Origin of the sequence: Streptomyces fuscichromogenes, from assembly GCF_014645815.1 — a bacterium.
Taxonomy (GTDB): Bacteria; Actinomycetota; Actinomycetes; order Streptomycetales; family Streptomycetaceae; genus Streptomyces; species Streptomyces fuscichromogenes.
In genome coordinates, this window is sequence record NZ_BMML01000045.1 from 26,364 (window position 1) to 48,035 (window position 21,672).

24 protein-coding genes are annotated in these 21,672 nt (G+C 73.4%); 9 read left to right on the forward strand and 15 right to left on the reverse strand.

Annotated features, from left to right (window positions below):
- Positions 1 to 85: 85 nt before the first annotated feature.
- On the reverse strand, positions 86 to 790 hold the full coding sequence (locus IEZ11_RS47620) for an SDR family oxidoreductase (RefSeq protein WP_189269350.1): 705 nt from the start codon (positions 788 to 790) through the stop codon (positions 86 to 88).
- A gap of 82 nt (positions 791 to 872) precedes the next feature.
- Between IEZ11_RS47620 and IEZ11_RS47625 the strand changes: the two genes are divergently transcribed.
- Positions 873 to 1,232: a winged helix-turn-helix transcriptional regulator gene (locus IEZ11_RS47625; RefSeq protein ID WP_189269351.1), complete on the forward strand. Its 360-nt coding sequence runs from the start codon at positions 873 to 875 to the stop codon at positions 1,230 to 1,232.
- A gap of 267 nt (positions 1,233 to 1,499) precedes the next feature.
- Here IEZ11_RS47625 and IEZ11_RS47630 read toward each other — a convergent pair whose 3' ends face one another.
- The 10 genes from IEZ11_RS47630 to IEZ11_RS47675 all read right to left on the reverse strand — a co-directional run bounded on the left by IEZ11_RS47630 (position 1,500) and on the right by IEZ11_RS47675 (position 9,982).
- Complete coding sequence (locus tag IEZ11_RS47630; protein WP_189269352.1) at positions 1,500 to 2,075, reverse strand: hypothetical protein; 576 nt, start codon at positions 2,073 to 2,075, stop codon at positions 1,500 to 1,502.
- Positions 2,072 to 3,472: a hypothetical protein gene (locus tag IEZ11_RS47635; protein WP_189269353.1), complete on the reverse strand. Its 1,401-nt coding sequence runs from the start codon at positions 3,470 to 3,472 to the stop codon at positions 2,072 to 2,074. The genes IEZ11_RS47630 and IEZ11_RS47635 overlap by 4 nt, the downstream gene beginning before the upstream one ends.
- Positions 3,469 to 4,278: an ABC transporter ATP-binding protein gene (locus tag IEZ11_RS47640; RefSeq protein ID WP_189269354.1), complete on the reverse strand. Its 810-nt coding sequence runs from the start codon at positions 4,276 to 4,278 to the stop codon at positions 3,469 to 3,471. The genes IEZ11_RS47635 and IEZ11_RS47640 overlap by 4 nt, the downstream gene beginning before the upstream one ends.
- Positions 4,279 to 4,310: 32 nt before the next feature.
- On the reverse strand, positions 4,311 to 5,129 hold the full coding sequence (locus IEZ11_RS47645) for a zf-HC2 domain-containing protein (RefSeq protein ID WP_189269355.1): 819 nt from the start codon (positions 5,127 to 5,129) through the stop codon (positions 4,311 to 4,313).
- Positions 5,126 to 5,686 (reverse strand): RNA polymerase sigma factor, encoded by a 561-nt coding sequence (locus tag IEZ11_RS47650; protein ID WP_189269356.1) that lies wholly within the window; start codon positions 5,684 to 5,686, stop codon positions 5,126 to 5,128. Before IEZ11_RS47650 ends, IEZ11_RS47645 begins: the two co-directional genes overlap by 4 nt.
- A 53-nt stretch (positions 5,687 to 5,739) precedes the next feature.
- Entirely contained in the window at positions 5,740 to 5,880 is a 141-nt protein-coding gene (locus IEZ11_RS47655) for a hypothetical protein (RefSeq protein WP_189269376.1), read from the reverse strand.
- Positions 5,881 to 5,938: 58 nt separating this feature from the next.
- Positions 5,939 to 6,745 (reverse strand): alpha/beta fold hydrolase, encoded by an 807-nt coding sequence (locus IEZ11_RS47660; RefSeq protein ID WP_189269357.1) that lies wholly within the window; start codon positions 6,743 to 6,745, stop codon positions 5,939 to 5,941.
- 537 nt (positions 6,746 to 7,282) lie between these two features.
- Positions 7,283 to 7,723, reverse strand: coding sequence for a hypothetical protein (locus IEZ11_RS47665; RefSeq protein WP_189269358.1), 441 nt, complete (start codon positions 7,721 to 7,723; stop codon positions 7,283 to 7,285).
- 10 nt (positions 7,724 to 7,733) lie between these two features.
- Positions 7,734 to 8,627 carry a hypothetical protein gene (locus IEZ11_RS47670; RefSeq protein WP_229713870.1) on the reverse strand — a complete coding sequence of 298 codons (894 nt, stop codon included), beginning with the start codon at positions 8,625 to 8,627 and terminating at the stop codon, positions 7,734 to 7,736.
- 347 nt (positions 8,628 to 8,974) lie between these two features.
- Positions 8,975 to 9,982, reverse strand: a complete 1,008-nt coding sequence (locus IEZ11_RS47675) for a winged helix-turn-helix domain-containing protein (RefSeq protein ID WP_189269360.1) — start codon at positions 9,980 to 9,982, stop codon at positions 8,975 to 8,977.
- Positions 9,983 to 10,137: 155 nt separating this feature from the next.
- Here IEZ11_RS47675 and IEZ11_RS47680 point away from each other — a divergent pair, with 155 nt between their 5' ends.
- Positions 10,138 to 11,052 (forward strand): helix-turn-helix domain-containing protein, encoded by a 915-nt coding sequence (locus tag IEZ11_RS47680; RefSeq protein ID WP_189269361.1) that lies wholly within the window; start codon positions 10,138 to 10,140, stop codon positions 11,050 to 11,052.
- A gap of 257 nt (positions 11,053 to 11,309) precedes the next feature.
- Here the strand turns inward: IEZ11_RS47680 and IEZ11_RS52310 are convergent, their stop codons facing one another.
- On the reverse strand, positions 11,310 to 11,756 hold the full coding sequence (locus IEZ11_RS52310; protein ID WP_308426604.1) for a response regulator transcription factor: 447 nt from the start codon (positions 11,754 to 11,756) through the stop codon (positions 11,310 to 11,312).
- A 296-nt stretch (positions 11,757 to 12,052) separates the two neighbouring features.
- Here IEZ11_RS52310 and IEZ11_RS47690 point away from each other — a divergent pair, with 296 nt between their 5' ends.
- The 6 genes from IEZ11_RS47690 to IEZ11_RS47715 all read left to right on the forward strand — a co-directional run bounded on the left by IEZ11_RS47690 (position 12,053) and on the right by IEZ11_RS47715 (position 17,718).
- A complete protein-coding gene (locus tag IEZ11_RS47690; RefSeq protein WP_189269362.1) occupies positions 12,053 to 12,619 on the forward strand; it encodes a TetR family transcriptional regulator in 567 nt (188 codons plus the stop codon).
- 82 nt (positions 12,620 to 12,701) lie between these two features.
- Positions 12,702 to 13,391, forward strand: a complete 690-nt coding sequence (locus tag IEZ11_RS47695; protein ID WP_189269363.1) for a response regulator transcription factor — start codon at positions 12,702 to 12,704, stop codon at positions 13,389 to 13,391.
- Positions 13,392 to 13,608: 217 nt separating this feature from the next.
- Positions 13,609 to 14,472, forward strand: coding sequence for a class I SAM-dependent methyltransferase (locus IEZ11_RS47700; protein WP_229713871.1), 864 nt, complete (start codon positions 13,609 to 13,611; stop codon positions 14,470 to 14,472).
- 123 nt (positions 14,473 to 14,595) lie between these two features.
- Positions 14,596 to 15,603 (forward strand): phage baseplate protein, encoded by a 1,008-nt coding sequence (locus IEZ11_RS47705; protein WP_189269364.1) that lies wholly within the window; start codon positions 14,596 to 14,598, stop codon positions 15,601 to 15,603.
- A gap of 444 nt (positions 15,604 to 16,047) precedes the next feature.
- A complete protein-coding gene (locus IEZ11_RS47710) occupies positions 16,048 to 16,695 on the forward strand; it encodes a ScbR family autoregulator-binding transcription factor (protein WP_229713872.1) in 648 nt (215 codons plus the stop codon).
- Between the two features lie 240 nt (positions 16,696 to 16,935).
- Complete coding sequence (locus IEZ11_RS47715; protein ID WP_229713874.1) at positions 16,936 to 17,718, forward strand: HAD family hydrolase; 783 nt, start codon at positions 16,936 to 16,938, stop codon at positions 17,716 to 17,718.
- Here IEZ11_RS47715 and IEZ11_RS47720 read toward each other — a convergent pair.
- Both IEZ11_RS47720 and IEZ11_RS47725 read right to left on the reverse strand, forming a co-directional pair.
- The gene (locus IEZ11_RS47720) at positions 17,705 to 18,628 is read right to left on the reverse strand and encodes an NADP-dependent oxidoreductase (RefSeq protein ID WP_189269366.1); all 924 of its coding nucleotides are present in this window, start codon (positions 18,626 to 18,628) and stop codon (positions 17,705 to 17,707) included. The two genes, IEZ11_RS47715 and IEZ11_RS47720, sit on opposite strands and share 14 nt — an antisense overlap.
- A gap of 137 nt (positions 18,629 to 18,765) precedes the next feature.
- The gene (locus IEZ11_RS47725; protein WP_189269367.1) at positions 18,766 to 19,224 is read right to left on the reverse strand and encodes a MarR family transcriptional regulator; all 459 of its coding nucleotides are present in this window, start codon (positions 19,222 to 19,224) and stop codon (positions 18,766 to 18,768) included.
- Positions 19,225 to 19,336: 112 nt separating this feature from the next.
- Here IEZ11_RS47725 and IEZ11_RS47730 point away from each other — a divergent pair, with 112 nt between their 5' ends.
- Positions 19,337 to 20,779: a DHA2 family efflux MFS transporter permease subunit gene (locus IEZ11_RS47730; RefSeq protein WP_189269368.1), complete on the forward strand. Its 1,443-nt coding sequence runs from the start codon at positions 19,337 to 19,339 to the stop codon at positions 20,777 to 20,779.
- A 92-nt stretch (positions 20,780 to 20,871) separates the two neighbouring features.
- Here the strand turns inward: IEZ11_RS47730 and IEZ11_RS47735 are convergent.
- On the reverse strand, positions 20,872 to 21,672 hold an 801-nt coding region (locus IEZ11_RS47735; protein ID WP_189269369.1), incomplete at its 5' end, for a thiamine pyrophosphate-dependent enzyme.

The following is a 21,672-nucleotide window of genomic DNA, read 5'->3' on the forward strand; positions in this document are numbered from 1 at the left end:
CGGCTTCCGGCGGCCTCCGGCGGCCTCCGGCGGCTTCCGGGTGCGCGGGCGCTGCCTCGCGCGGCTCGACGGACCCCGCTGCCGGTCAGGCGGACTTGTGGCGGGCGCCGCCCTCGATGTGGATCGTCTCGCCGGAGACGAAGCCGGCCCGCAGGAGCCACATCACCGTGTCGACGACGTCGTCGGCCTCGCCGTGGCGTCCGACGAAGGTCTGGTCCGCGCTGTTGCTCAGCAGGGCGGTCTTCCTGTCACCGAGGCGGTCCCACGCGCCCGAGTCCACGACGCCGGGCGAGACGGCGTTGACCCGTACCGGCGCCAGATCCGCCGCCAGGTGGCGGACGGCGTACTCGACCGCACCGTTCGTGACGCCCTTGACCAGTGATCCCGGCCGGGGGCGCCAGCCGACCACACCGGAGAACAGCACCATCGACCCGGCCGGCCGCAGGACCGGCGCGAAGTGCTTGGCCACCAGCATCGGTCCGACCACCTTGGCCGTGAACGCGGCCAGCAGCCTGTCGCGGTCCAGTTCGGTGACGCGGACGTCGTGCGGCGCCGAACCGGTCGTCACGATGTGGTCGATCCCGTCCTTCAGCCGCCGCGCCGCGGCCGCGAGCGTCGACTCGTCCTGCAGATCGACCCGCACCGCCGTGGCGCCGATCCCGCCCGCCAGCGCGTCGGCCGCGGCCAGGTCGCGGGCGCCGACGACAACGTCGTAGCCGTCCTTCGCCGCGCGCCTCGCGACGGCCGCGCCGAGCGCCCGCGCACCCCCGATGACCAAGACCCGTTCCATGTGTCTCGACTCCCTTTCCTAGGACCGAGCACCACGGTATGGTTTTGATACCGGTATCTTCAACGAAACTGGGAGCAGCGCAATGAGCAAGGCGTACAACGTGATGGCAGCGACCTGCCCGAGCCGCACGGTGCTGCACCGCATCGGCGCCCGCTGGACCGTGTTCGTCGTCAACGCCCTCGCCGACGGACCCCGCCGGTTCACCGAACTGAAGGGACACATCCGGGGCATCACCCCCAAGGCCCTGACCGAGACCCTGCGTTCCCTGGAGGCCGACGGCCTGATCAGCCGCCACGACCACGACGAGAACCCGCCCCGCGTCGAGTACGCCCTGACACCGCTGGGCCGCTCCCTGCTCATCCCGCTGCGCGCCGTACGGCTCTGGGCCGAGGAGCATGTCCCGGACATCGAGGCGGCCCGGTCGCGGCAGCCGGTTCCCTGAGCCGTGAGGCGGGTGCCCGAGCCGTGAGGCGGCGCTCCGGCACTCCGGCGCTCCGGCACTCCCCGGTGACGGCGGGGCCGAAGGCACCGAAGGCGCCGGGTTCCTGTGCGGCATCGGCCAGGGCCGCGGGGCCGCGGCGGAGTGCCCGGACTCGGGGGCGGCGGGCCGGAGTTCTCCCTCACCGTCGAGACCGCGGGCGGTGCCGGCGGGCGGCCGGTCCCCCGCGGGCAGGGCACCGGGAGCGTCCGTGCCGCGCTCCCCCTGCGGCTACCGCCTCGGTCCCGCGACGGCGTAGGCCGCGCTGCCGACGACGGTGAGGACCAGGGCCGTCCAGGTGCCCGCTGCCGTGCCGGGAGGCAGCAGCATCCACGTCGCCGCCTCCATCGGCGCACTCGTCGGGGGCGGGGCGAGGAACGAGAACGAGAGCCAGGCGAACGGCAGCGTCCACGCGTACGGGCCGCCCGCGAGCGCCGCGCCCAGGGCGGCCAGTCCCGTCAGGCCCGCGCTGTCCCGGACGACGAACGCGGTGGTGGCCATGGGCGCGCCCATGGTCTGCACTGTCAGCAGCGCCGCGGCGACGGCCGCGGCGGCGAGCAGCACGTGCGCCGTTCTGCGGGGCACCCAGCGGATCGCGGCCGTCCGGTCCAGCGCGGGGTCCTGCCCGCCGAGCCCGGCCGAGAAGGCCATCGCCCCCGTGGCGAGGACGAGCACGGGCAGCCGTGGATCGCCGGGGCCCGCGCCCTCGTCCCGGGCCAGTGCCCACACCGTCACCATGCCGACCACCAGCGCGGCGAGCGACGCGGGTACCTGACGCGAGCGTGCGTACAGCGTCAGCCATCTCACCTTGACGCACCGCCGGACAGCGACAGCACCTTGAACGGGTCGCCGTCGCAGGAGAGCGCGGCGGCGCGCATCGCGTTGATCCGCGAGAGCTGCTCGGACCGGGGAAGCGCCTTGAGTCTCTGCCACACCGGGCGGGTCTCGGACTCGACCTCGCGGCGCATACGTGCCGGCGTGCCGGGGAGCGGCTCGAGGTCCCCGAGGACCCAGGCCGCCGCGACGGTCTGCGCGTATTCATCGTCCCCGAAGCCGCTCCAGCCGACAGGGGTGCACCCTGGCACCATGGCCTTGGCGATCAGGGCCCGGGTGAGCTCCCTGCCCTTCGCGGCGGCGACGGTGTCGTCGTCGAAGTCGAGGAGCACGGTCGTGCGGGACCACCGCGGCGTGGAGCCCTGCGGCAGTACGGCGGTGTTCTCCCGGACCGAGACCGGCGCCTGGGCACCCAGGGCACCGTGCAGCAGCCGCAGCGCCTCCTTGCCGGGACCCGCGAGGTCCGCGAGCCGTGCCTGCTGCGTCTTCGTCACGCACACCGGGCCGTCGCACACCGGCTGCGCGGCGGCCTCGTCGACGACGTACATCCGGTGCGCGTCGGAGGGGAGGACGGGCAGGGCGATCGCCGCACCCGCCAGGACGGGCGTCAGGGCGGCCAGCCGGGCGCGCGGGGTCGCGGCGGCGAGCAGCGCGAAGCCGGTTGCGGCCATGCCGAGCAGCCAGACGGTCTGCCCGACGTGCACGGAGGCGGAGAGCGTGACGAACGCCTCGCGCACGTCGTCCACCGTGGGTGACAGCAGCGAGAGCCGGTTCGGCTCCGTGCTCGGGAACCCGTCCGCCGTGTCCGTCTGCGTCCGGCCCAGCGACATGTGCATGAGGGCGGTGAACACGAAGGCGCCCATGGCCAGCGCGGGCGGGGTGAGCGGGGACGGCAGGGTCCTTGCGGCCCCCATGCCCAGCACGGCCCCCGCGACGAGGAAGAGTGCCCCCACCAGCGAGACCGGCAGCCACCCGAAGTGCGTGTACCCGGTGTGGGCGAGGACCTGGACCCCGCCCACGAGGACGAGGAACGCGAAGGCCGAGGCCAGCGTGATCGCCGTCGCGCCCGCCAGGACGGCCGCGCGGTGCCGGGCGGGCCGTGGCGTGCTCGTCAGCAGTTCGGACATCTTCGAGCGGTGATCGCGCAGTCCCTGCAGCGCCCCGAGCCCCACGGCGAGCGGCCACAGGTAGAACAGCAGGGAGCGGGTCCACAGGGCCAGTGGTGTCCACTGGGCCGTCCACGCCGTGGTGCCGCTCCACCAGGCGCCGTTCACCAGGTACAGGAACGCCAGCGCCGGTACCAGGACCACGACGCCGGCCCACGGGGCGACCGAACGCCTCAACTCGATACGCAGGACGCGGGCGTTCACCAGGTGCCCCTTTCCTGCCCGGGGTCCTGCAGCAGGGCCGAGTAGCCGCGCTCCAGCGGGCTGTCCCCCACGTGTCCGGGGCCGCCCGCCGAGGCCAGCTCGTCCACGGTGCCCTGGAAGACCAGCCGGCCCTCGGCGAAGAGCACCACGTCGGTGCAGGCGGCGGCGACGTCCTCGACCAGATGAGTCGAGACCAGCACGCAGGCGTCCGTGCCCAGCTCCTGCAGCAGCTCGCGCAAGCGCAGCCGCTGCGCCGGGTCCAGGCCGGCCGTCGGCTCGTCGAGCAGCAGGATCGCCGGATCGTTGACGATGGCCTGGGCGATACCGGCCCTGCGCACCATGCCGCCGGACAGGGCCTTCATCCTCTCGTCGGCGCGGTCCGCCAGACCCACCCGCTCCACGGCGCGCTGCACCGCGGCGGGGATGTCCGCCTTGGGCACCTCCTTCAGCCACGCCATGTACTCGACGAACTCGCGCACCGTGAAGCGCTTGTAGTAGCCGAACTCCTGCGGCAGGTAACCGATCCGGCGGCGCAGCGCACGGTGCTCGCCCATGCCGCCCACGGCCTCGCCGAGCAGTTCCAGGCTGCCCTCGGTGGGGCGCAGTACGGTGGCCAGCGTCCGGATGAGGGTGGTCTTGCCCGCCCCGTTCGGGCCGAGGAGTCCGTGGACGCCGGTGCCCAGCGACAGGTCCAGGGCGTCTACGGCCATCCGTTTCCTGCCGACCCTGACCTTCAGCCCGGTCGCCCGGATCTCCCAGGCGTAGGCCGTCGGTGCGATGTCGGCCGCGCTCACGGCGGACGTCATGCGGTGTTCCTTTCCCAGGTTCTTCCCGATGGTCATCGATGGGCTCCCAGCACGGTGTAGGCGCCTCTGCGGGCGATCACGACACCGGTACCGATCGCGAGGAGAAGCCCCCACGCGGGCAGACCGCCCGTCTGCAGAGCGAAGGCCGTACGGCTGGTGGCCAGGGTCGGCGCCACGACCACGGCGGCCCAGACAGCGGCCAGCACGACGGCCGCGCGGGTCACACCGACGACACCGCCGAGCGCCAGGGTCGTGGAGGTGAAGGCCAGACAGGGCAACAGCCACTGGGCCACCATCACCCCCGTCGCCCAGCCGCCCACCAGCAGCACGGGGACGACCACGGCAAGCACGGACGCGGTGCGCCGCAGCACCAGATGGAGCCCGGCCCTGGGCACCGAGGCCGTCAGTTCGTACGCGGGGTCCAGGCCGCGCGACCAGGACGCGGCGACGCCGAGCACGGGCAGGACCGGCGCGAACAACAGCACCCACGACACCTTGCCGGAGCCCGTGCCGGACAGATCGAGCAGCAGGGCCAGCAGCGTCACGACCACGACCATGGCCAGCCACGGCACCATCGCCGGCGTCATCCACCTCGACAGCGGCGCCGGCCGGCGCCGCCGGCGCGGCATCGTGGCCGTGACCGCGAGCCGGGGTTCCAGGCCGGACCACACGGTGTCGACCAGCGACGCCGCGGCGGGCACCCCGGCACGGACAGCGGCGGACAACCGGTCACGGCACACCCGGCACAGCTCCAGATGCGCCTCCACGGCCCACACCTCGTCGGCGCACAGGCCCGCGCCGCCGCGCGCATACCCCTCGATGATCCGCTTCGACGCGTGTTCGACACTCATGCCAGCGCCCTCCGCATCTCGGTACGGGCCCGGCGGGCACGGGTCTTGACCGTGCCCTCGGGCAGCCCGAGCAGCACCGCGGTCTCACGGACGGACAGCCCGTCGAGCACCATGGCCTGCAGTACCTGTCTCAACTCCGGTGCGAGGCACCTCAGTGCGTCCCCGACATCACCGTCGGCGGTTCTCGCGAGCGCCAACTCCTCGGCGGCGGGGACCGCTTCGGGCACGGCTGCGGCCGGCGGCGGCTCCGCGTGGTGCGCCCTGCGCCGGAACGCGTCGACGAGGCGGCGCGCCGCGATCGTCCACAGCCAGCCGGTGGCCGTCCCCCCGGCCGCGGTCCCGGCGAACGCACCCGCCGCGCGCCAGACCGCCAGGTAGGTCTCCTGCATGACCTCCGCGACGATCTGCTCGTCCGCACACCGGCGGCGCAGCCGCACCGCCATCCACGGCGACGTACGCCGGTACAACTCCTCGAACGCGGCACGGTCGCCCTTCGCCACCAGCCGGACGAGACGTTCCTCGTCCACCTCGTGCAGCGCTGCTCTGGCTGATCTCACACCTGCTAGACGCCCGGCCCGGGCGACAGGTTTTCCCGATGCCGTGATCCACGTCACACAGGGTTCGGCCGCTCGCCGGCCGCCCTGGCCCGCACCGGCCCGCCGCCCTCCCGCACGACCGCCGGGATCCCGCGGCAGCCGCCGGGCAGCGCGCCCTCACCGGCCGCGTCGCTGCGGTGCGGGACGAGCGGCACCGCCCGCCCCGCCGCGGTGCACGCGCCGGCCGGCGCGGAGGGGTGCTGCCGCTCGCCGTCATCCCTCCTCGGTGAGGAACCTCCGCACCAGCGTGCCCGCCTCGTCCCGGCACTCCTCGAAGTAGGCGTGCCGGGCGCCCGGGAAGAGGTGGGCGCGGGAACCGGGGATCCGGGAGGCCAGCAGCGGGAGGTTGTCCGGCGGGGTCAGCCGGTCATCGCCGCCGTGGAGGACCAGGGTGGGTGCCGTGACGCGCGGCAGTTCGCTCCAGGCGTCGTGCCCGTTGCTGGCGAGAAGATGGCCGCGGCGCGCGTGGGCGGGCATCCGCGGGTCGCCGAGCGTGCGGTAGGGGCCGGGGTGCGCGGCCCGCCAGGCGGGTGAGTACATCAGGTCGGCCAGCACCCGGCGCACGGCCTCCGGGTCCGGCTGCGCGAGGGACCGCCGTACCGACGCGTCGCGTTCCACGGCGTGCGGACCGCCCGGGGAGGTGCAGCCCATGACCAGCCGGCGGACCCGCTGCGGGTAGCGGATCGCGAGCGACTGCGCGACCCGGCCGCCCATCGAGGTCCCGTACACGTCGGCGCGCTCGATGGCGAGCGCGTCCAGGACCGCGACGACGTCGTCCGCGAACTGCCCGATGGAGTAAGGCCCTTCGGGCTTGTCGCTGTCGCCCGTGCCGCGCATGTCCAGGGTGACGGTGGAGCGCACGGTGTGGAAGTCCTCGCGCACGCCGTCCCACCAGTGGTGACTGTTCGCCTGCCCGGCGAGCAGCACCAGCGGCGGCCCCTGTCCGCGGTGCTGGTAGGCCAGGGCGGTGCCGTCCTTGGCGCGGGCGAAGGCCCGGGCCGGCCGGTCGTGTTCGGTCATCTACGTCCTTCGAACGGGCACCCGGGGCGCGGGGCGGCGCGTGGTGCCATGAGTCCTCTGACGGTAGCCCCGAGACAGGGAAACCTGTGAAGACAGGAGGCCTGGTGCCCTGATGGGGTACGGCCGGACGAGGGGAACAGATGGAGTGGGCGACGCTCGCAGGCACAGTGCCGGGTGCTCTTACGACGTTGGCCGGCACATCATGGCCGGAGTATCTGCGTATCTGCGTCCCCGACGCGACCGGCAGGCACGCGACGTGTCCCAGAGACAGGAAGCGCATGCTGCGTTCGCGCTCGCATGCAACGCGTCTCATGAGGAACTTCGGCGCATCGCGCGGCGAGAACGTCTGCTGGTGACGGCTTCGCGTCATGGCCCGCAACCGCAATCGTCCCAGCCCGCCTGGACGGCTGGACCGCCAACAGGCCACGAGTCCGCACCCGCACCTCTCCCGTCCGGCAGCACTCCGCCCCGCCGGGCACGAACCCGGCGGGGCGAACCGGCCGACGGCATCACCGGTGTCCTGGGGCAGCGGGCCGGTCAGACACAGCCGGTGACCCAGTAGTGGGAGGTGATGGAGTCGTTCATGCCGGTGCCGTTGCTCCAGTAGTAGTTCGCCAGGTTGTTGAGGTACTGGCCGTTGTCGAGGCAGGAGTAGCCCGCGCTGGCGTCGTAGCCGATGTTCTTGAAGAGCTTGACGTCGCCGTAGGCCCCGGCGTAGCCGCGGTTCTCCACCGAGGAGGCCTGGTCCTGCATGTAGCCGCCGGGGCTGCAGGTGCTCCAGTCGTCGTCATCGCCGTACCAGCGGCAGTAGGAGCCGCCCCGGTTGAGGTTCGTCCAGGCGTAGAGGTAGCCGTCCGCGGCGGCAGAGGTGCGCGGGGCGGCCGTGGACGCGTGGGCGGTGGACGGGACCGCGACGGCGGTCAGGGCCGTGGCCACCGCGGCGGCGGCCAGGCTCGCGCGGATCTTCCTCTTGGTCATGCGTTTCTCCTCACTCGGTGGGTGACGGGGTGGTGCGGAGCAGGGACCGGGCGCGGGGCAGTGCCTCGTGCTCCATGCGCAGCCGGTCCTCGAACACGGCGTGGTACTGCCTGCGCAGAACGGCGCCGTAGTGCCCGTCGAGGCGGTGGGCGGTGGCCGACAGGCCGGTGGCGGTGGCGCAGCGGGCCTCGGCGACCGCGGTGGCCTTCTCTTCCTCGCGGGTCCCCGCAGCGGCCGCTTCGGTGAAGGCGGCACGGCCGGCGGCCGGGGTGGCGTAGGGGTGGCCGCGGCGGTGCATGCAGGCCGCCCAACGGGGCACCGCCGTGCGGTACGCGGGGTCGGACAGGACCCGTTGAACGCGTACCGCGGTGAGGTCGTCGGTGACGTTCTCGGCGCGGAACCAGTCGTCCAGGTCGCCGTACAGCCGGTTTTCCGCGGCCGAGGTGCAGCCCCGGCTGCTGCGGCCGGTCACCGCCCCGCTGGGCAGGGTGACCTTGGGGCCCTCGCGGTCGGGCCCGTCCAGCGCGGTCAGCGCGGCGGCCCTGCGCCGGGCACTGAGGCCGGCGAGGTAGCGGCGGTTGGGATCGGTCGTACGCACACGTTCGACGGCCTCGCGGATGTCGCTGCCGTACCCGTGCCGCCGGGCCCAGGCCACGTCGTCCACCGCGTACGGGAAGCTGCGGTCGTCGGGTACCGGGTGCCGGGCCACCGGCCAGACGCGGAAGCCCTGGGCGGCCATGCACCGCTGCACGAGCCGCTGTTCGGCGTCGTACAGCAGGGTCGTCTCGACGGCGGTCAGCGCGCGCGGCGCGGGTCCGGCGGAGGACGGCGCCGCGGAATGGGAGCAGGCCGCGGACGCCAGGCACAACGCGACCACGGCCGGCACCGTCCGAAGCCTCAGCATGGGCGGGCGGACAGGAACAGGACCGGGGTGCCGGGCATCGGGGAGCCTCCTCAAAGACGTTGCAGACGTTCGAGCAGCAGCAGCGACGGCGGCGGCGGCGGCGGCGGCGCGACGAAAACGTGTGACGAGCACGTGCGGCAAGCGCGTGTGACGAGTACGTGTGACGAGTACGTGGCGTGGGTGCCCGGTGCCGGTGGCCGTGGCAACGGCGGTGGCGGTGGCGGTGGCGGGGATCGGTGCCGCGTCGGTCCCTCGCGGGGACGCACCCCAGCGTCGTGGCAACGCCGTGTTGCCGTCGACGGCTTTCACCGTGGCCTGAAATCCGCCGGTCAGCGGCGTACACCGGCTCAGTCGACGGGCAGTTCGCCATGCAGCAGGGCCCGGCCCAGAGGGGTCAGGGTGTGCAGGACGTGGCTGCCCGTCCGGCGGCTGCGGACGAGGCCGGCGCCGGCCAGGGCGTGGGCGTGCTGGCTGGCACCGGCGGCGGAGACGCCCAGCCGGCGCGCGAGTTCGCCCGTGGTGGCGGCCTCGTCGAGCGCCTCCAGGATGCGGGCGCGGGTACGGCCGAGAACGGCGGCGAGGGCGTCCGGGCGGCGCTCGTGCCGCAGCGCGGCGGCCCAGGCGGCCTCCTGTTCCGCGGGGCAGACCAGCACCGGCCGCAGACTCGCGTCGGCCAGGGTCACGGGGGTGCGCCGGCAGAAGTACGAGGGGATCAGGCGCAGGCCGCGGCCGTCCAGGTGCAGATCGCGGTCGACGGGATAGTCGGTGTACAGCACGGGAGGCCGCCAGCGCATCCGCGGCCCCAGGGTGCTCAGCAGCCGGTGTCCGCCGCCGTCCCGCACGGCTCGCACCCGTACGGCCCGGTCGGCCGCCACGGTCGCGGCCACGTCGGTCCACTCGGGGGCGATCACGGCATGGTGCAGGGTACGGAGGGCCTCGACGACCTCCGCCAGCCGGTCGCGGTCGCCCGAGGCCAGGTCGCGGAGCCAGGAGGGCGCCCCGTGGGGGTAGCGCAGCCGGGCCAGCAGCCGCAGTTCCTGCCCGAGCCGGCCGGGCGGCGTCGCCCGCACGGCCTCCAGCGCGGACCGCAGTCCCTCGGCGCCCGCGGCGGGGGTGAGGAAGTCGGGGAAGTAGCTGGCGGCCGGCGCCAGCGCCCGTAACAGGCCCAGTGTTCCGGACAACTGCCGGTCCGCCAGGACCGCGCCCGTCCGCCGCCGCCAGGCGCGGAAGACGGGCGGGACGCGCCCGGCCGCCGTCAGCTGCTGGCTGGCGAGAACGGTCTCCCACAACGGATCCGGGGCGGTGGCGACCTCGACGCGCGCGAGGTCCGCGTCGGTGAAGTGAACGCGTAGCATCCGTCCCCCGTCCATGCGTGCGGTCTGCCGGCAGGGCAACTATCGCGATGCCGGATGGCCTGCACTGTCCGGTGGGACGAGTCCGGGACCTGTCCGCCCCTGCGCCCGGCGTCGAGCTGGGCCTACGCTGAGCGCCCGGGACGGGTGCAAGCGGGATGGGACGCATGGGACGGGACGGCACCACGGGCGCGGAGCCGCGTTGCGCAGCCGGTGATCTCCTGGCGGAGCGATTACGGGGGATGCGGGAGCGGACCGGAAGAAGTCTCAGGGAGCTGCAGGGCTCGGTACATGCCAGCGACTCGTCGCTGTCCCGCTATCTGTCCGGCCGCACGGTGCCGCCGTGGAGCGTGGTGCAGCGGCTCGGCGAGGCGGCGCGCGAGGACCCGGCGGCGCTGCGGCCCCTGTGGGCTCACCTGCAGCGGGACGACCATCGCAACGGCCGGTGCACGCCCGTCCTGGAGTACCCGCCGCCCGCCGCGGGCACCCCGGCCGCGGCGGCGGCCTCAGAAGTGCCTCCGGTCCCCGGCGCACACCCTGGGCACCAGGGGTCGCGGGCCGGCCTGCCCGCACGGATCCGGCGTCACCCCGCGGTGTTCGTCGGCATGCTGGTGCTGGTCACCGCCCTGGTGTCCGGGGGGCTCGGGGTGTGGCTGGGCCTCGAACTCGCCCCCGGCCGGCCGGCGCGCGCAGGCCTGGCCGCATCGCAGGACGCCACCTGCAACAGCTGGGCATGGCCGCCGTCCGGCGTCGAGGGACAGGTCGAGGTCGCGCCGGCCGAGGTCCACGGCGCCGACCACAGGCCCACGGTCCGTCTGGAGGTCGGCACCGTGAACGGCCGCCGGATGGCATGGGCCGAGATCGCGGGGGCCCGCTTCGGGGACCGCGTCTGGATGGACTGGACCGACGACGACGGCGAGACCTGGACGCAGTGCGGTCCGTTCACCGCCACCACGCCCTCCCGCACCACCCCCGCCCATCCGCTCCGCCGGGGCTGGCACTTCCGGGCCTGCGGCGACACCCCCCGACCGGCGGCCAGGTACGCGCGCGACCAGTGCACCACCTACGGCTGACCGGCTCCCGGCCCCGGCCCCGGCCCCGGCCCAGACCGTTATCGCCCATCGCCGGCTCAGCGTGTGCGGGCCGCCCCCGCGCAGACGCCGCTGCCCTCCGGGGCCGGGGCGGCGGCAGCGCGGAGTGGGGCGCGGCGGGCGGGCGGGTGCGCCGGAGCGGGCCGGAGCGGTGTGGGAATCCCCTCCACCACGCGGTGGTGCTCCGGCTCCCCCGTGCGGGAGGAGGCCTTCGCGCGGGGGTCTCGTCCGCGGGCCGGTCAGGAGGCGAGGAGGCCGGCGTGCTGGGCGTAGAGGGCGGCCTGGGTGCGGTCGGCGGCGCCGGTCTTGAAGTAGATGCTGCTGAGATGGTTCTTCACGGTCTTCTCGGATATGTCGAGCCGCCGGGCGATGAGCCGGTTGCTCAGCCCCCAGGCCAGCAGGCGGAGCACGCCCCGCTCGCGTGCGGTGAGGGCGGGGCCGGCGGGCGCCGGAGCGGACGGAGCCGCCTGCCCGGGGCCGGTCAGGCCGGCGTGCCGGGCGTAGAGGGCGGCCTGGGTGCGGCCGGTGGCACCGGTCTTGAAGTAGATGCTGCTGAGATGGTTCTTCACGGTCTTCTCGGATATGTCGAGCCGCCGGGCGATGAGCCGGTTGCTCAGCCCCCAGGCCAGCAGGCGGACCACGTCCGACTCCCGGCAGGTGAGTTTCGCGGCCGGTGCTTCCTCCACGTCGTGCCTCCTCCTCGCTTCCCGCCAAGGGCATGCGGAAAAACGTCCACGGACTTCACCGAGCTGTTTGTGGCAACGGGTGGTGACGCCGCGCCGTCAGGCCGCCGGGGCGGTGGCGGGCCGGTGCGGGGCCTCTGCGCCAGGAACCTAGGTCACAGAACCGCCCGGGCCGACGCTGCTACGACTTCCGTCACACACCGCCGCACTGAAAGACACATCCGGCCCTGCACCGTCGTTGCGGTGACCTGCCTCCCCCGATATGATTCGTTCGCAAAGGTTTTTATTGAGGAGGCGGAATGCAGGACAGAGCTCAGCGGACCCGCGAGCGCATCCTGGACGCCGCTGCCGAGGAGTTCGCGACGCACGGCCACGAAGGCGCGACGCTGCAGGCGGTGGCCGACCGGGTCGGCATGACCAAAGGCGCGGTGTACGGGCACTTCACGTCCAAGCAGGCGGTGGCGGCCACGCTCGAGGCGTACGGCGCCCTGGCGCTGTCCGCGCTGCGCCCCGACAGCGGGGCGCCCGACCCGGTGGACACGCTGCGCCGGCTCGTCGGTGAGCTCGGCACGCGGCTGCGGTCGGACATCCGGCTGCGCGCGGCGCTGCGGCTGCGGGCGTCGCACCCCGCCCTGCACCCGCCCACGGTCCTGTCCGACCTGCTCCAGCGCACCACCGAGACCGTGCGGGCCGCCCAGCAGGAAGGAGCGGTGGCCGCGGACCACCCACCGCATCTCATCGCCGGGTGTCTGCTGACGCTCGCCTGCGCCGGCGCCGGCGCGGTCGCTCCCGAGGAACTGCGCCCCCACCCCTGTGACGTACAGGAAGTCACGGACATCGCCCTCAAGCTGCTCAACGCCGGATGACGGACCGTCACCTCGGTTCCGACTGTGTCCACCCAGGCGCGCCGACCCCTCACTCGGCCCGGAAACAGGAGTACCGCCTGCCATGCCCCCTACACCCATACGTGTTGTGATCGCGGACGAGCAGAGCCTGCTGCGCGAGTCCCTGTGCGCGCTGCTGGACACAGAGCCCGGCGTCGAGATCGTGGGCCAGACGGGCCATGCGGACGAACTGCTCCCCCTGGTCGCCCGGACCCGTCCCGACCTCGTGGTCCTCGACGTCCGCATGGCCCCCGCCGGCAGCCGGGAGTCCCTCGTCAGCCGCCTCCTGCACGGCGTGCCGGCCTGCCATGTGCTCGTGCTGTCCATGCTGGACCAACCGCGCCTGGTGCAGTCCCTGCTGGACCTGGGCATCCACGGCTATCTGCACAAGAGCATCGGCTACGGCGCCCTCATCGACGCCGTGCGCGCGCAGCGGGAGACCCGCTCGCACCAGACGGTGACGCTGCCGCTGCACCGGGGCGCCCTGCACGCGGTCGGCACCGGTGCGTCCTGCGCATCGGAGCTGTCGGCACGCGAGGTGGAGATCCTCACCCACGCGGCGGCGGCCCTGAGCAACCGTCAGATCGCCGTCCGGCTCGGTATCGCGGAGGGCACCGTCAAACGGCATCTCAGCAACATCTTCGCCAAGCTCGACGCGGTCAGCCGCCTGGACGCCGTCAACAAGGCCGCCTCCATGCGGTTCATCCACCCCGCCGACACCCGCGGCGCGCACCGGCTGCGCGTGGCGAACTGAACACAGCCGGGCCGGCCGGGGTCCCGGACGCCGGCCGGCCCGGCACCACGAAGACGAGGCACAGCGCCCTCACGGGGCCGGCCGGGCCGTGCAAAACGGCCCGGCGCCAGCCGCTTTCCCGGCCCCAAGTCCCTTGTGCGGTCCTGTCGTCGGCTGATGCGCGCCCACCTCATTGACCGTCCGGCCGATCCCGGCGTCGTACGTGAGTCTGCGACCGGTGGCCGACAACTACGCCCGCACGGTCGTGACGACGGGAACCGGCGACATCCGCAGGCGTCCACGGCTCAAGGCGTCGACCGACGCGTCCGCCGGCACCGTGCGCGGGCTCGGGCCCGTCCCCGACGTCGGCTGCGGGCCCGGAACGGTGACCGCCCGCCCCGCCGGACGCGGACTCGCCGTATCCGGGGCGGATCTCTCCCCCCGCATGGCCGAGAACGCGCGCCGGCTCCATCCGCGCCGCCGTTTCGCGGCCGCCTCCGCCACCGGGCTCGACCCCGGTGAAGCGTCCCTGGGCGGCGTGCTCGGGCGGTGGTCGCTGTTCAACCTCCCCCGGGACGTCCTCCCCCAGGTCCTCGCCGTGTCCGCGCGCGCGTTGGAGCCGGGCGGGCACGTCGTCACCGCGGCGCACGTCGGCGACGAGGACGCGGTGCGCACCGAGGCCTGCGGGGGCGTACCCGTCCGCTGGACGGCACACAAGCGGCGGCCGGAACGGCTCGCCGGCCTGACCGAGCAGGCCGGCCTGGACCCGGTCGCCGAACTCCGTCTCCCCCGCAGGAGTACAGCGGGCCCGGTCCGGCCGTCATGGCCAGGCGCCCCGGCCGACGGCGGTCAGGAACCGAAGCGGCCCAGGGTCCCGAGCCGGTCCCCGCCGCCTGACGCCCACCGCCGTTCCGCGTCCGGACACCCCCCCGAGGGCCGGCCTCCAGCGCCTGCCGGCACCCCGGCGGGCCACCCGCGCGGCGGCGGCCCGGCACCCCGGCGGAGCTCTGGGACTGGCCCCGGCGACGGCTTTTCCATGCCCGAAGTTCCCTTGTCCGCCCGGGAGTTAACGCCGTGGACACCTTCTCGTTGCGCGGGTTAGCGTGATCGCGAACCATCACATCAGCTGAACGATCAGTAGAGGATGATGCAGTTGCGCGAGGGAACCGAGGACAGCGGGGCATCCGCCGTCAGTCGTCGCACTCTTCTCCGAACGGGTACAGGCATGGCGGCCGCCGCCGTCAGCGGCGGCCTTTCCGTGTTCGCGGCCCAGCCGGCGTCCGCTGTCGTGGGCACGTCGCAGCGCTTCGATCTCGGCGGGAACGGCGGGAAGTTCTTCGTGAACATCCCGCTCCACCAGCCCTACTGGGCGATGCAGTCCTTCGCCTTCGACCACGTCTACGGCCACATCTACTACGTGCAGACGAAGGTCGGCAGCGAGAACGGGGATCTCTGGGTCACCAGGACCGACATGACCGGTCAGGTCCTGGGCGCCATGGCGATCCACGGGTTCGACCACGGCTCGAACATAGCCATCGAGCCGGACACGTACGGATCCCCGTACATGTGGGTCCCGGGCGACTGGAGAGATCTGCATCCCGAGGACCCCGACAGCAAGCCCAACAGCCACACCATCGCCCGTTTCAAATACGCCGACGGGGGCGACCTCACCTACTCCAACTCTGCGGTCAGGAAATTCCCGATCCACCTCTCCGACTTCTACGACTGCCCGAGACCGGCCATCGATCCCTACAACAACCGGATCCTCCTGCGGTACATGGAATCCGCCACCCGGTGGCGCCTCGCGCTCTTCGACCTCCCCAGCGTCCTCAGCAACGGCTTCGTCGACGACAAACCGACCCGCCTCGCCGCCCGGGCACTCCCGAGCAACAGCGAGATCGGCCTCACCGCCGAGGACGCGTTCCAGGGCGTGACCGCCTACGGCCAGTACGCCTACCTCCTCTACGGCGGCCATCCGGAGAAGACCACGGACCCGGCCGTGCCGTCCTACCTGGTCACGCTCGACATGAACGCCGTCGGGACGTCGGTCAAGGAGGTCTTCCAGACCCACGCCGGTGACACCCTGCTGCCCGGCCGCGAGCCGCAGGGAATCGCGGTCTACCGTTCTTCGGTCGGGCCCCAGCTCGCGTTCGGCTTCTCCAGCAAGTACGACAGCGAGAACCCCGCCCAGTTCCGGTCGACCGTCTTCTACAAGACCGACCTCAAGACCTGACCCGCGCGAACCGTGACGGCCTTCCAGGTCAGCCGGCGGCGGAGAACTCCTCCCGCCGCCCCGGGGACGTCACCCTTCGCCGAGGACGCCGCCACCGCCCGCACCGCGACCGCACCACGGGCGGTGGCGGCCCTGCGCGACCACGCCATCGGCGTGCCGGGAACCCGCCCCTCATGCAGACCGCCCGCCGAACTGCCCCCGAGGGCGGCCCGGGTCCGGTTCTCCAGGCGCCTGTCCGCGGGGGCGACGGCCGGGAAATTCGTGAGGCGCCGCCGGGCGGCACCGGGCAGACCCGAGCAGGCCGTGGCGCTTCTCGTCCGCCGCGGGCGCACTCGGGGGCGACGCGGCCTTTAAACATACCTGATTAAAGGTATGTTTAGTGGGGTCCCGAACCCCGCCTGCCCCACAGCACGCCGGCAGCACCCAACAGCACCAGGAGAGTCCGTGCCATCCGATTCCGTCCCGGCAAGTCCGCGGCCCAGCCGCACCGCCAACGCCAAGGGCCAGGCATTCAAGCAGGAGCGCGCGCTGCGCACGCGCCGTCTGCTGCTGGACGCCGCCGCCGAGGCATTCGCCGACAAGGGTTTCCCCGGCGTCACCATCCTCGACATCGCCGAGCTCGCCGAAATGACCAAGGGCGCCGTCTACTTCCACTTCGCCAACAAGGAGGCCGTCGCCCTCGCGCTGGCCGACGAGTTCTACGAGCGGCTCGCCGAACTGGTCGACTCCGCACGCCAGGGCAGCGGGTCCCCGCTGGAGGCCGTGCGCGGCATCCTGACGCGAACGGCCACCGCCTTCCGGGACGACAAGATCATCCAGGCCGGTGCCCGGCTGCAGGTGGAACAGGCGTTCATCGAGGCCGCGCTGCCCGTCCCCTACGTCAAGTTCACCAGCGTCCTCACCGAGGTGCTCACCGAGGCGCACGAGGCGGGCCAGCTGCGCCCCGACTGCGTTCCGGATGCCCTCGGCCGCGTGCTGACCTCGGCGTTCTTCGGTGTCCAGCACATCTCGTGGGTGCTGCACGACCGCAAGGACCTCCCGGAGCGCATCCACGAGGTGCTGGAGACGACCCTGCGCCCGAACCAGCTCTGACCCGGTGTCACGACCGCGCAGGGCCAAGCGACGTACGGCCGGCGGACGCCGTGACCTGCCGGATCCGGATCCAGCCCCCGGCCCCGGCTCCGGCCCCGGCAGGTCACGGCAGGTCACGGCGTCCGAAAACCGTCTGCGGCCCGGGGGCCGTGTGCGCTTGCGCCGTGAAGCGGGCAGCTACTTGAGGCGTTGCTCGGGCCGAGCGGCGCCAGGGGATCCGACGCTGCCGAAGGACGGTCCGTGGGCTCAGTGGACACCTCTCCGCGCCGTTACGTCTTCAGCGACGTCGACGAGACGCTGATCAGCCGCAAGAGCATGTTCGACTTCCTCTCCTTCTACCTCACCCGGCGCTACGGCCCCGAGGGGGCCCGCAGGGCGGCGGCTCTCCGGGAGGACCTGGCCGCCCGGGCCGCCGCGGGCGTCCGCCGGGAGACGGCCAGCCGGACGTACTACCGGGCCTGGGCCGGGGAACCGGTGTCCGACGTCACCCGTGAGGGGACGCGGTGGCACCGGGAGCGCTCGGCGGACAGCGGCTTCTACGTTCCCGAGACGCGTGCGGCGCTCGCGGAGCACCGGGCGCAGGGGGCGGCGCTCGTGCTGGTCTCCGGGGCCTTCGCGGCGGTGCTCGGGCCCATCGCGCACGACGTGGGCGCCGCTCAGGTCCTGTGCACCGTCCCCGAGGAGCGCGGCGGCGTGCTGACCGGAGAGCTCGTCGGCCAGCCGATGCTCGGGGCGGGCAAACTCGCGGCGGTACGTGCCCTGCTGCGCGACAACCCCCGTGTCGATCCCGCGGACTGCTACGCATACGGGGATCACATATCCGACCTTCCCATGCTGGCGGAGGTCGGGCATCCGGTGGTCGTCGGGGCCGGTGAGGAACTGATGGCCGCGCTGCCCTCGGCGCGGCGGCTGAAGGCGCAGCAGCCCCCGGGAGCACCCGAGCCGGACGGCGCCCGTGAGCCCACGAGCGGAGCGGACACCGGCGCTCCCCCGGCTCCCGCACCCGGTCTCAGAAGACGATGAGCTGGCGGCCGCGCAGGCCGCCGGCCTCGAGGCGGCGGTGGGCCTGCGCCGCCCGGTCGGGAGTGAGCCGGTCGGCGACGCGGGGGGTCAGGACGCCCTTGGCGGCGAGGGCGGCGAGCTCGGCCAGGACCGCCGCCTTGTCCGGGCAGGCGGTGACGTTGAGCCGGTGCAGGGTGGTGCCGGGGACGAGGTCGACCGGGCCGGGGCGGCACTGGACGTAGTCGCCTTCCGGCCGGATGACGGGGAGCAGGGGCTGTCCGACGGCGGCGGCGTCGATCAGGGCGTCGACCCCTTCGGGGACGGCTTCGAGGTAGCTCTCGGCGGTCCGTCCGACGGGCATGGCCTCCAGTTCGCGCAGCAGCGCGTGGTCCTCGGGCGCGGCACCGGCGATGACCCGCAGGCCGCGGTGCACGGCGAGCTGGACGACATAGCCGCCGAGTGCGCCGGTCGCGCCGGTGACGGCGACAGTGGCGCCCGCGGACAGTCCCAGCAGGTTCAGGGCCTGATGGGCGGTCAGGCCGTTCATGGGCAGTGCGGCGGCGGCCTGCGGGCCGAGTTCCGCGGGCAGGCCGGTGGCGTGTGCGTCGGGCACGACCACGTACTCGGCCTGGGCGCCGCCCTCGGGGCGCAGCGGGTCGACGAAGGCCATCACCGTCTCGCCGGCGGTGAAGCGGGAACCGGGGCCGGCGGCGTCGACGGTGCCGGCGGCGTCCATGCCGGGTGTGTACGGTGCCGGCACATCGGTGAGGAAGGCGGCGAACAGGCCGGCGCGCAGGGCGAGGTCGCTCGGGTTGACGGCGGCGGCCGTCACCTTGACCCGGATCTCGCCCGGACCGGGCCGGGGCAGCGGCCGGTCGACGACGGTGAGCACGTCGGGCGTGCCGAAGCGGGGGATGCCGATGGCTCGCATGAAGGCGGGGTCTCCGTTCTGGCGTCTGGGGCGTCGGGCGTGCCGGGATCCTCCTCGCCGGGCCTTGCGGCGGGTTTGCGCGGGGGCTGGGGCAGGGCCCGGGACAGGGTCAGGGGCCCAGCCGGGCCGGGTCGGGGTCAGGGGCCCAGCCGGGCCGGGGAGTGCGGTTGGAGGTGCCGGGCCAGTACGTCGAGTGCGTCGGTCACCTCCTTGAGCTGTCCGGGGGCGGGGGTGCCCAGGGCGGTGGCGAGGGCGTCCTCGATGGTGCTCGACCTGACCTCGGCCACCCGGGCGGAGAGGTGCGGCGCCTGACGGACCAGCAGGCGGCGGCGGTCGGCGGGGTCGGGGGCGGTGACGACGGCGCCGGCCTCCTTGAGGCGGGCGACGGCGGTGGAGACCTGGCTCTGCGGCAGGCCGGTGCGGGCGGCGATCTCCCCCACCGCGCTGTCGGGATGGCCGCTCAGGTCGCTGGCGACGATGAGCACCGCCCGGGTGCTGCCGCCGTACCGGGTGCTGCCGCCCTCGGGCTCGGGCATCGCGGCTTCACCGATCTTCATCAGGGTGCGTCCCAGCAGGAACAGTTCGACTCCGTTCATGGCACCAGATTACATCAAGAGAGATGCATCGAACTTGATACATCTAAAGAGATGGGTTACCTTCGTGTCAGGCACCCGGGGACCGCCGGGGGAAGAAGAGGAGCACAGAACCATGCGCAAGTGGCGAGCGAACCCGTGGGCCGTCCTGGTGACCCTGTCACTCGGGTTCTTCATGACCCTGCTGGACCTCACCATCGTGAACATCGCGATCCCCGACATGATGGACGGGTTAGGCGCCTCGCTCGGCCAGACCCTCTGGACGGTCAGCGGATACGCCCTGACGCTCTCGGCCCTGATCATCACCGCCAGCCGGCTCGGCGACCTGCGCGGTCCGCGGAACCTGTTCGCGGTGGGCCTCGCGGTCTTCACCCTCGCCAGCCTCGCCTGCGGCCTGGCCCCCACCCCGACCGCCCTGATCGCGGCCCGGGTCGTGCAGGGCCTCGGCGCGGCACTGCTGACCCCGCAGACGATGACCCTGATCGTCGCCGTGTTCCCCGCCGAACGCCGCGGCACCGCCATGGGCATCTGGGGCATGGTCGCCGGGCTCGCCACGCTGTCCGGGCCGACCCTGGGCGGATTCCTGGTCTCCGCCCTCGACTGGCGCTGGATCTTCCTGGTCAACCTGCCGATCGGCGTCGCCGCGCTGGTCCTGACCTTCCTGGTGGTCCCCGACATCCGGCCCGGCCGCGCCCACCGCTTCGACCTGCCCGGCGTGCTGCTGTCCACCGGCGCCCTGTTCTGCATCGCCTTCGGCCTCCAGGAGGGCGAGAGCTACCACTGGGGCGCCGGGATCCGGGCGCTGCTCGCCGCCGGCGCCGCGCTCGCCGCCGGCTTCCTGCTCCACCAGCGCCGCCGCCAGGCCGGCGAACCGCTCGTCCCCTTCGCCCTGTTCCACGACCGCAACTTCACCGCGATGACGGCCCTGGTCGGCCTGGTCTCCGTCGCCATGCTCGGCCTGGTCCTGCCGTTCAACCTCTACCTCCAGTCCGTGCTCCACCTCAGCGCCATGAAGGCCGGTCTGGTCCTCGCCCCGTCGTCCCTCGTGTCGATGACCGTCGGCCCCTTCGCCGGCCGGCTCGCCGACCGGATCGGCGGCAAGTCCCTCCTGCTCTTCGGACTCACCTGCTACACCGCCGGCATCATCACGATCGCCGTCATCGCCTCCCCCGCCAGCGCCTGGTACGCCTTCGTCCCGGCGACCCTGCTCACCGGCCTCGGCGTCGGCTGCATCATCGCCCCGATGTCCACCGAGGCGATGCGGTTCGTGCCGCGCCACCTCGCCGGTGCCGCCTCCGGCATCAACAACACGGTCCGGCAGATCGGTTCGGTGGTCGGCGCCGCCGCCGTCGGCGCCCTGCTGGAGAGCCGCCTCGCGGCGGAGATCGCCACCGGCAAGACCTACGCGGCCGCCTTCACCGCGACCCTGCACACCACCGTGATCCTGCCGGTCGCCGTACTGATCGCCGGAGCCCTCGTCTGCCTGCTGCTGCGGCCCCGCCCCGCACCGACCGCCGCCGCCCCCGCGGACGGCAAGCAGACCGCGGCCGCCGGCTGAGACCGGCGGCCGGCCGCGAAACGGGCCGGTGTCCGGCACCCCCCCGGGGGGGTGCCGGACACCGGCCCGTCCCACACGCACAACGGCACCCCTCACCGCCGCCCCACCGTCCAGGTGTCCCCGCCGGCCAGCAGCGCCGCCAGGTCGCCCTCGCCGTGCCGTTCCACCGCGGCATCCAGCTGCCCGGACAACTGCACGTCGTAGACCGGCCGTTCGACATCACGGAAGACACCGACGGGCGTGTGGCGCAGGGTGTCGGGACCGGCCAGCCGGGACAGCGCGAACGCCGTGACGGGCGACGCGGAGTGCGCGTCGTGGACCACGATCCGCGACCGGTTCCTCTCGGTGACGGCCACGACGGCCAACTCACCGGTCCCGGCGTCCCGGACGACTCCCCTGGACCCGCCGGGACCGAACACGACGGGCTGTCCGTGTTCCAGGCGGATCACCGCCTCCTCCGCGGTCTGTTTGTCCTTGAGGGTGTCGAAGGCGCCGTCGTTGAAGATGTTGCAGTTCTGGTAGATCTCGACCAGCGCGGTGCCCGGGTGCGCGGCAGCCCGGCGCAGGACGTCGGTGAGGTGCCGGCGGTCGGAGTCGATGGTGCGGGCCACGAAGGACGCCTCCGCGCCCAGGGCGAGACTGACGGGGTTGAACGGGGCGTCCAGCGACCCCATCGGCGTCGACTTGGTGACCTTCCCGACCTCGGACGTCGGCGAGTACTGCCCCTTGGTCAGCCCGTAGATCCGGTTGTTGAACAGCAGGATCTTCAGGTTGACGTTGCGGCGCAGCGCGTGGATCAGATGGTTGCCGCCGATCGACAGCGCGTCGCCGTCACCGGTGACCACCCACACGGACAGGTCGCGGCGGGAGGCGGCCAGGCCGGTGGCGATGGC

Excerpts from the sequence above, each read along its gene's own strand:
- IEZ11_RS47645 (WP_189269355.1), bottom strand. The coding sequence starts at position 5,129 with ATGAGTGTCGAACACGCGTCGAAGCGGATCATCGAGGGGTATGCGCGC.
- IEZ11_RS47625 (WP_189269351.1), top strand. The coding sequence starts at position 873 with ATGAGCAAGGCGTACAACGTGATGGCAGCGACCTGCCCGAGCCGCACG.
- IEZ11_RS47670 (WP_229713870.1), bottom strand. The coding sequence starts at position 8,627 with ATGCTGAGGCTTCGGACGGTGCCGGCCGTGGTCGCGTTGTGCCTGGCG.
- IEZ11_RS47675 (WP_189269360.1), bottom strand. The coding sequence starts at position 9,982 with ATGCTACGCGTTCACTTCACCGACGCGGACCTCGCGCGCGTCGAGGTC.
- IEZ11_RS47695 (WP_189269363.1), top strand. The coding sequence starts at position 12,702 with ATGCCCCCTACACCCATACGTGTTGTGATCGCGGACGAGCAGAGCCTG.
- IEZ11_RS47720 (WP_189269366.1), bottom strand. The coding sequence starts at position 18,628 with ATGCGAGCCATCGGCATCCCCCGCTTCGGCACGCCCGACGTGCTCACC.
- IEZ11_RS47665 (WP_189269358.1), bottom strand. The coding sequence starts at position 7,723 with ATGACCAAGAGGAAGATCCGCGCGAGCCTGGCCGCCGCCGCGGTGGCC.
- IEZ11_RS47680 (WP_189269361.1), top strand. The coding sequence starts at position 10,138 with ATGGGACGCATGGGACGGGACGGCACCACGGGCGCGGAGCCGCGTTGC.
- IEZ11_RS47620 (WP_189269350.1), bottom strand. The coding sequence starts at position 790 with ATGGAACGGGTCTTGGTCATCGGGGGTGCGCGGGCGCTCGGCGCGGCC.
- IEZ11_RS47660 (WP_189269357.1), bottom strand. The coding sequence starts at position 6,745 with ATGACCGAACACGACCGGCCGGCCCGGGCCTTCGCCCGCGCCAAGGAC.
- IEZ11_RS47730 (WP_189269368.1), top strand. The coding sequence starts at position 19,337 with ATGCGCAAGTGGCGAGCGAACCCGTGGGCCGTCCTGGTGACCCTGTCA.
- IEZ11_RS47690 (WP_189269362.1), top strand. The coding sequence starts at position 12,053 with ATGCAGGACAGAGCTCAGCGGACCCGCGAGCGCATCCTGGACGCCGCT.
- IEZ11_RS47640 (WP_189269354.1), bottom strand. The coding sequence starts at position 4,278 with ATGACGTCCGCCGTGAGCGCGGCCGACATCGCACCGACGGCCTACGCC.
- IEZ11_RS47725 (WP_189269367.1), bottom strand. The coding sequence starts at position 19,224 with ATGAACGGAGTCGAACTGTTCCTGCTGGGACGCACCCTGATGAAGATC.
- IEZ11_RS47705 (WP_189269364.1), top strand. The coding sequence starts at position 14,596 with ATGGCGGCCGCCGCCGTCAGCGGCGGCCTTTCCGTGTTCGCGGCCCAG.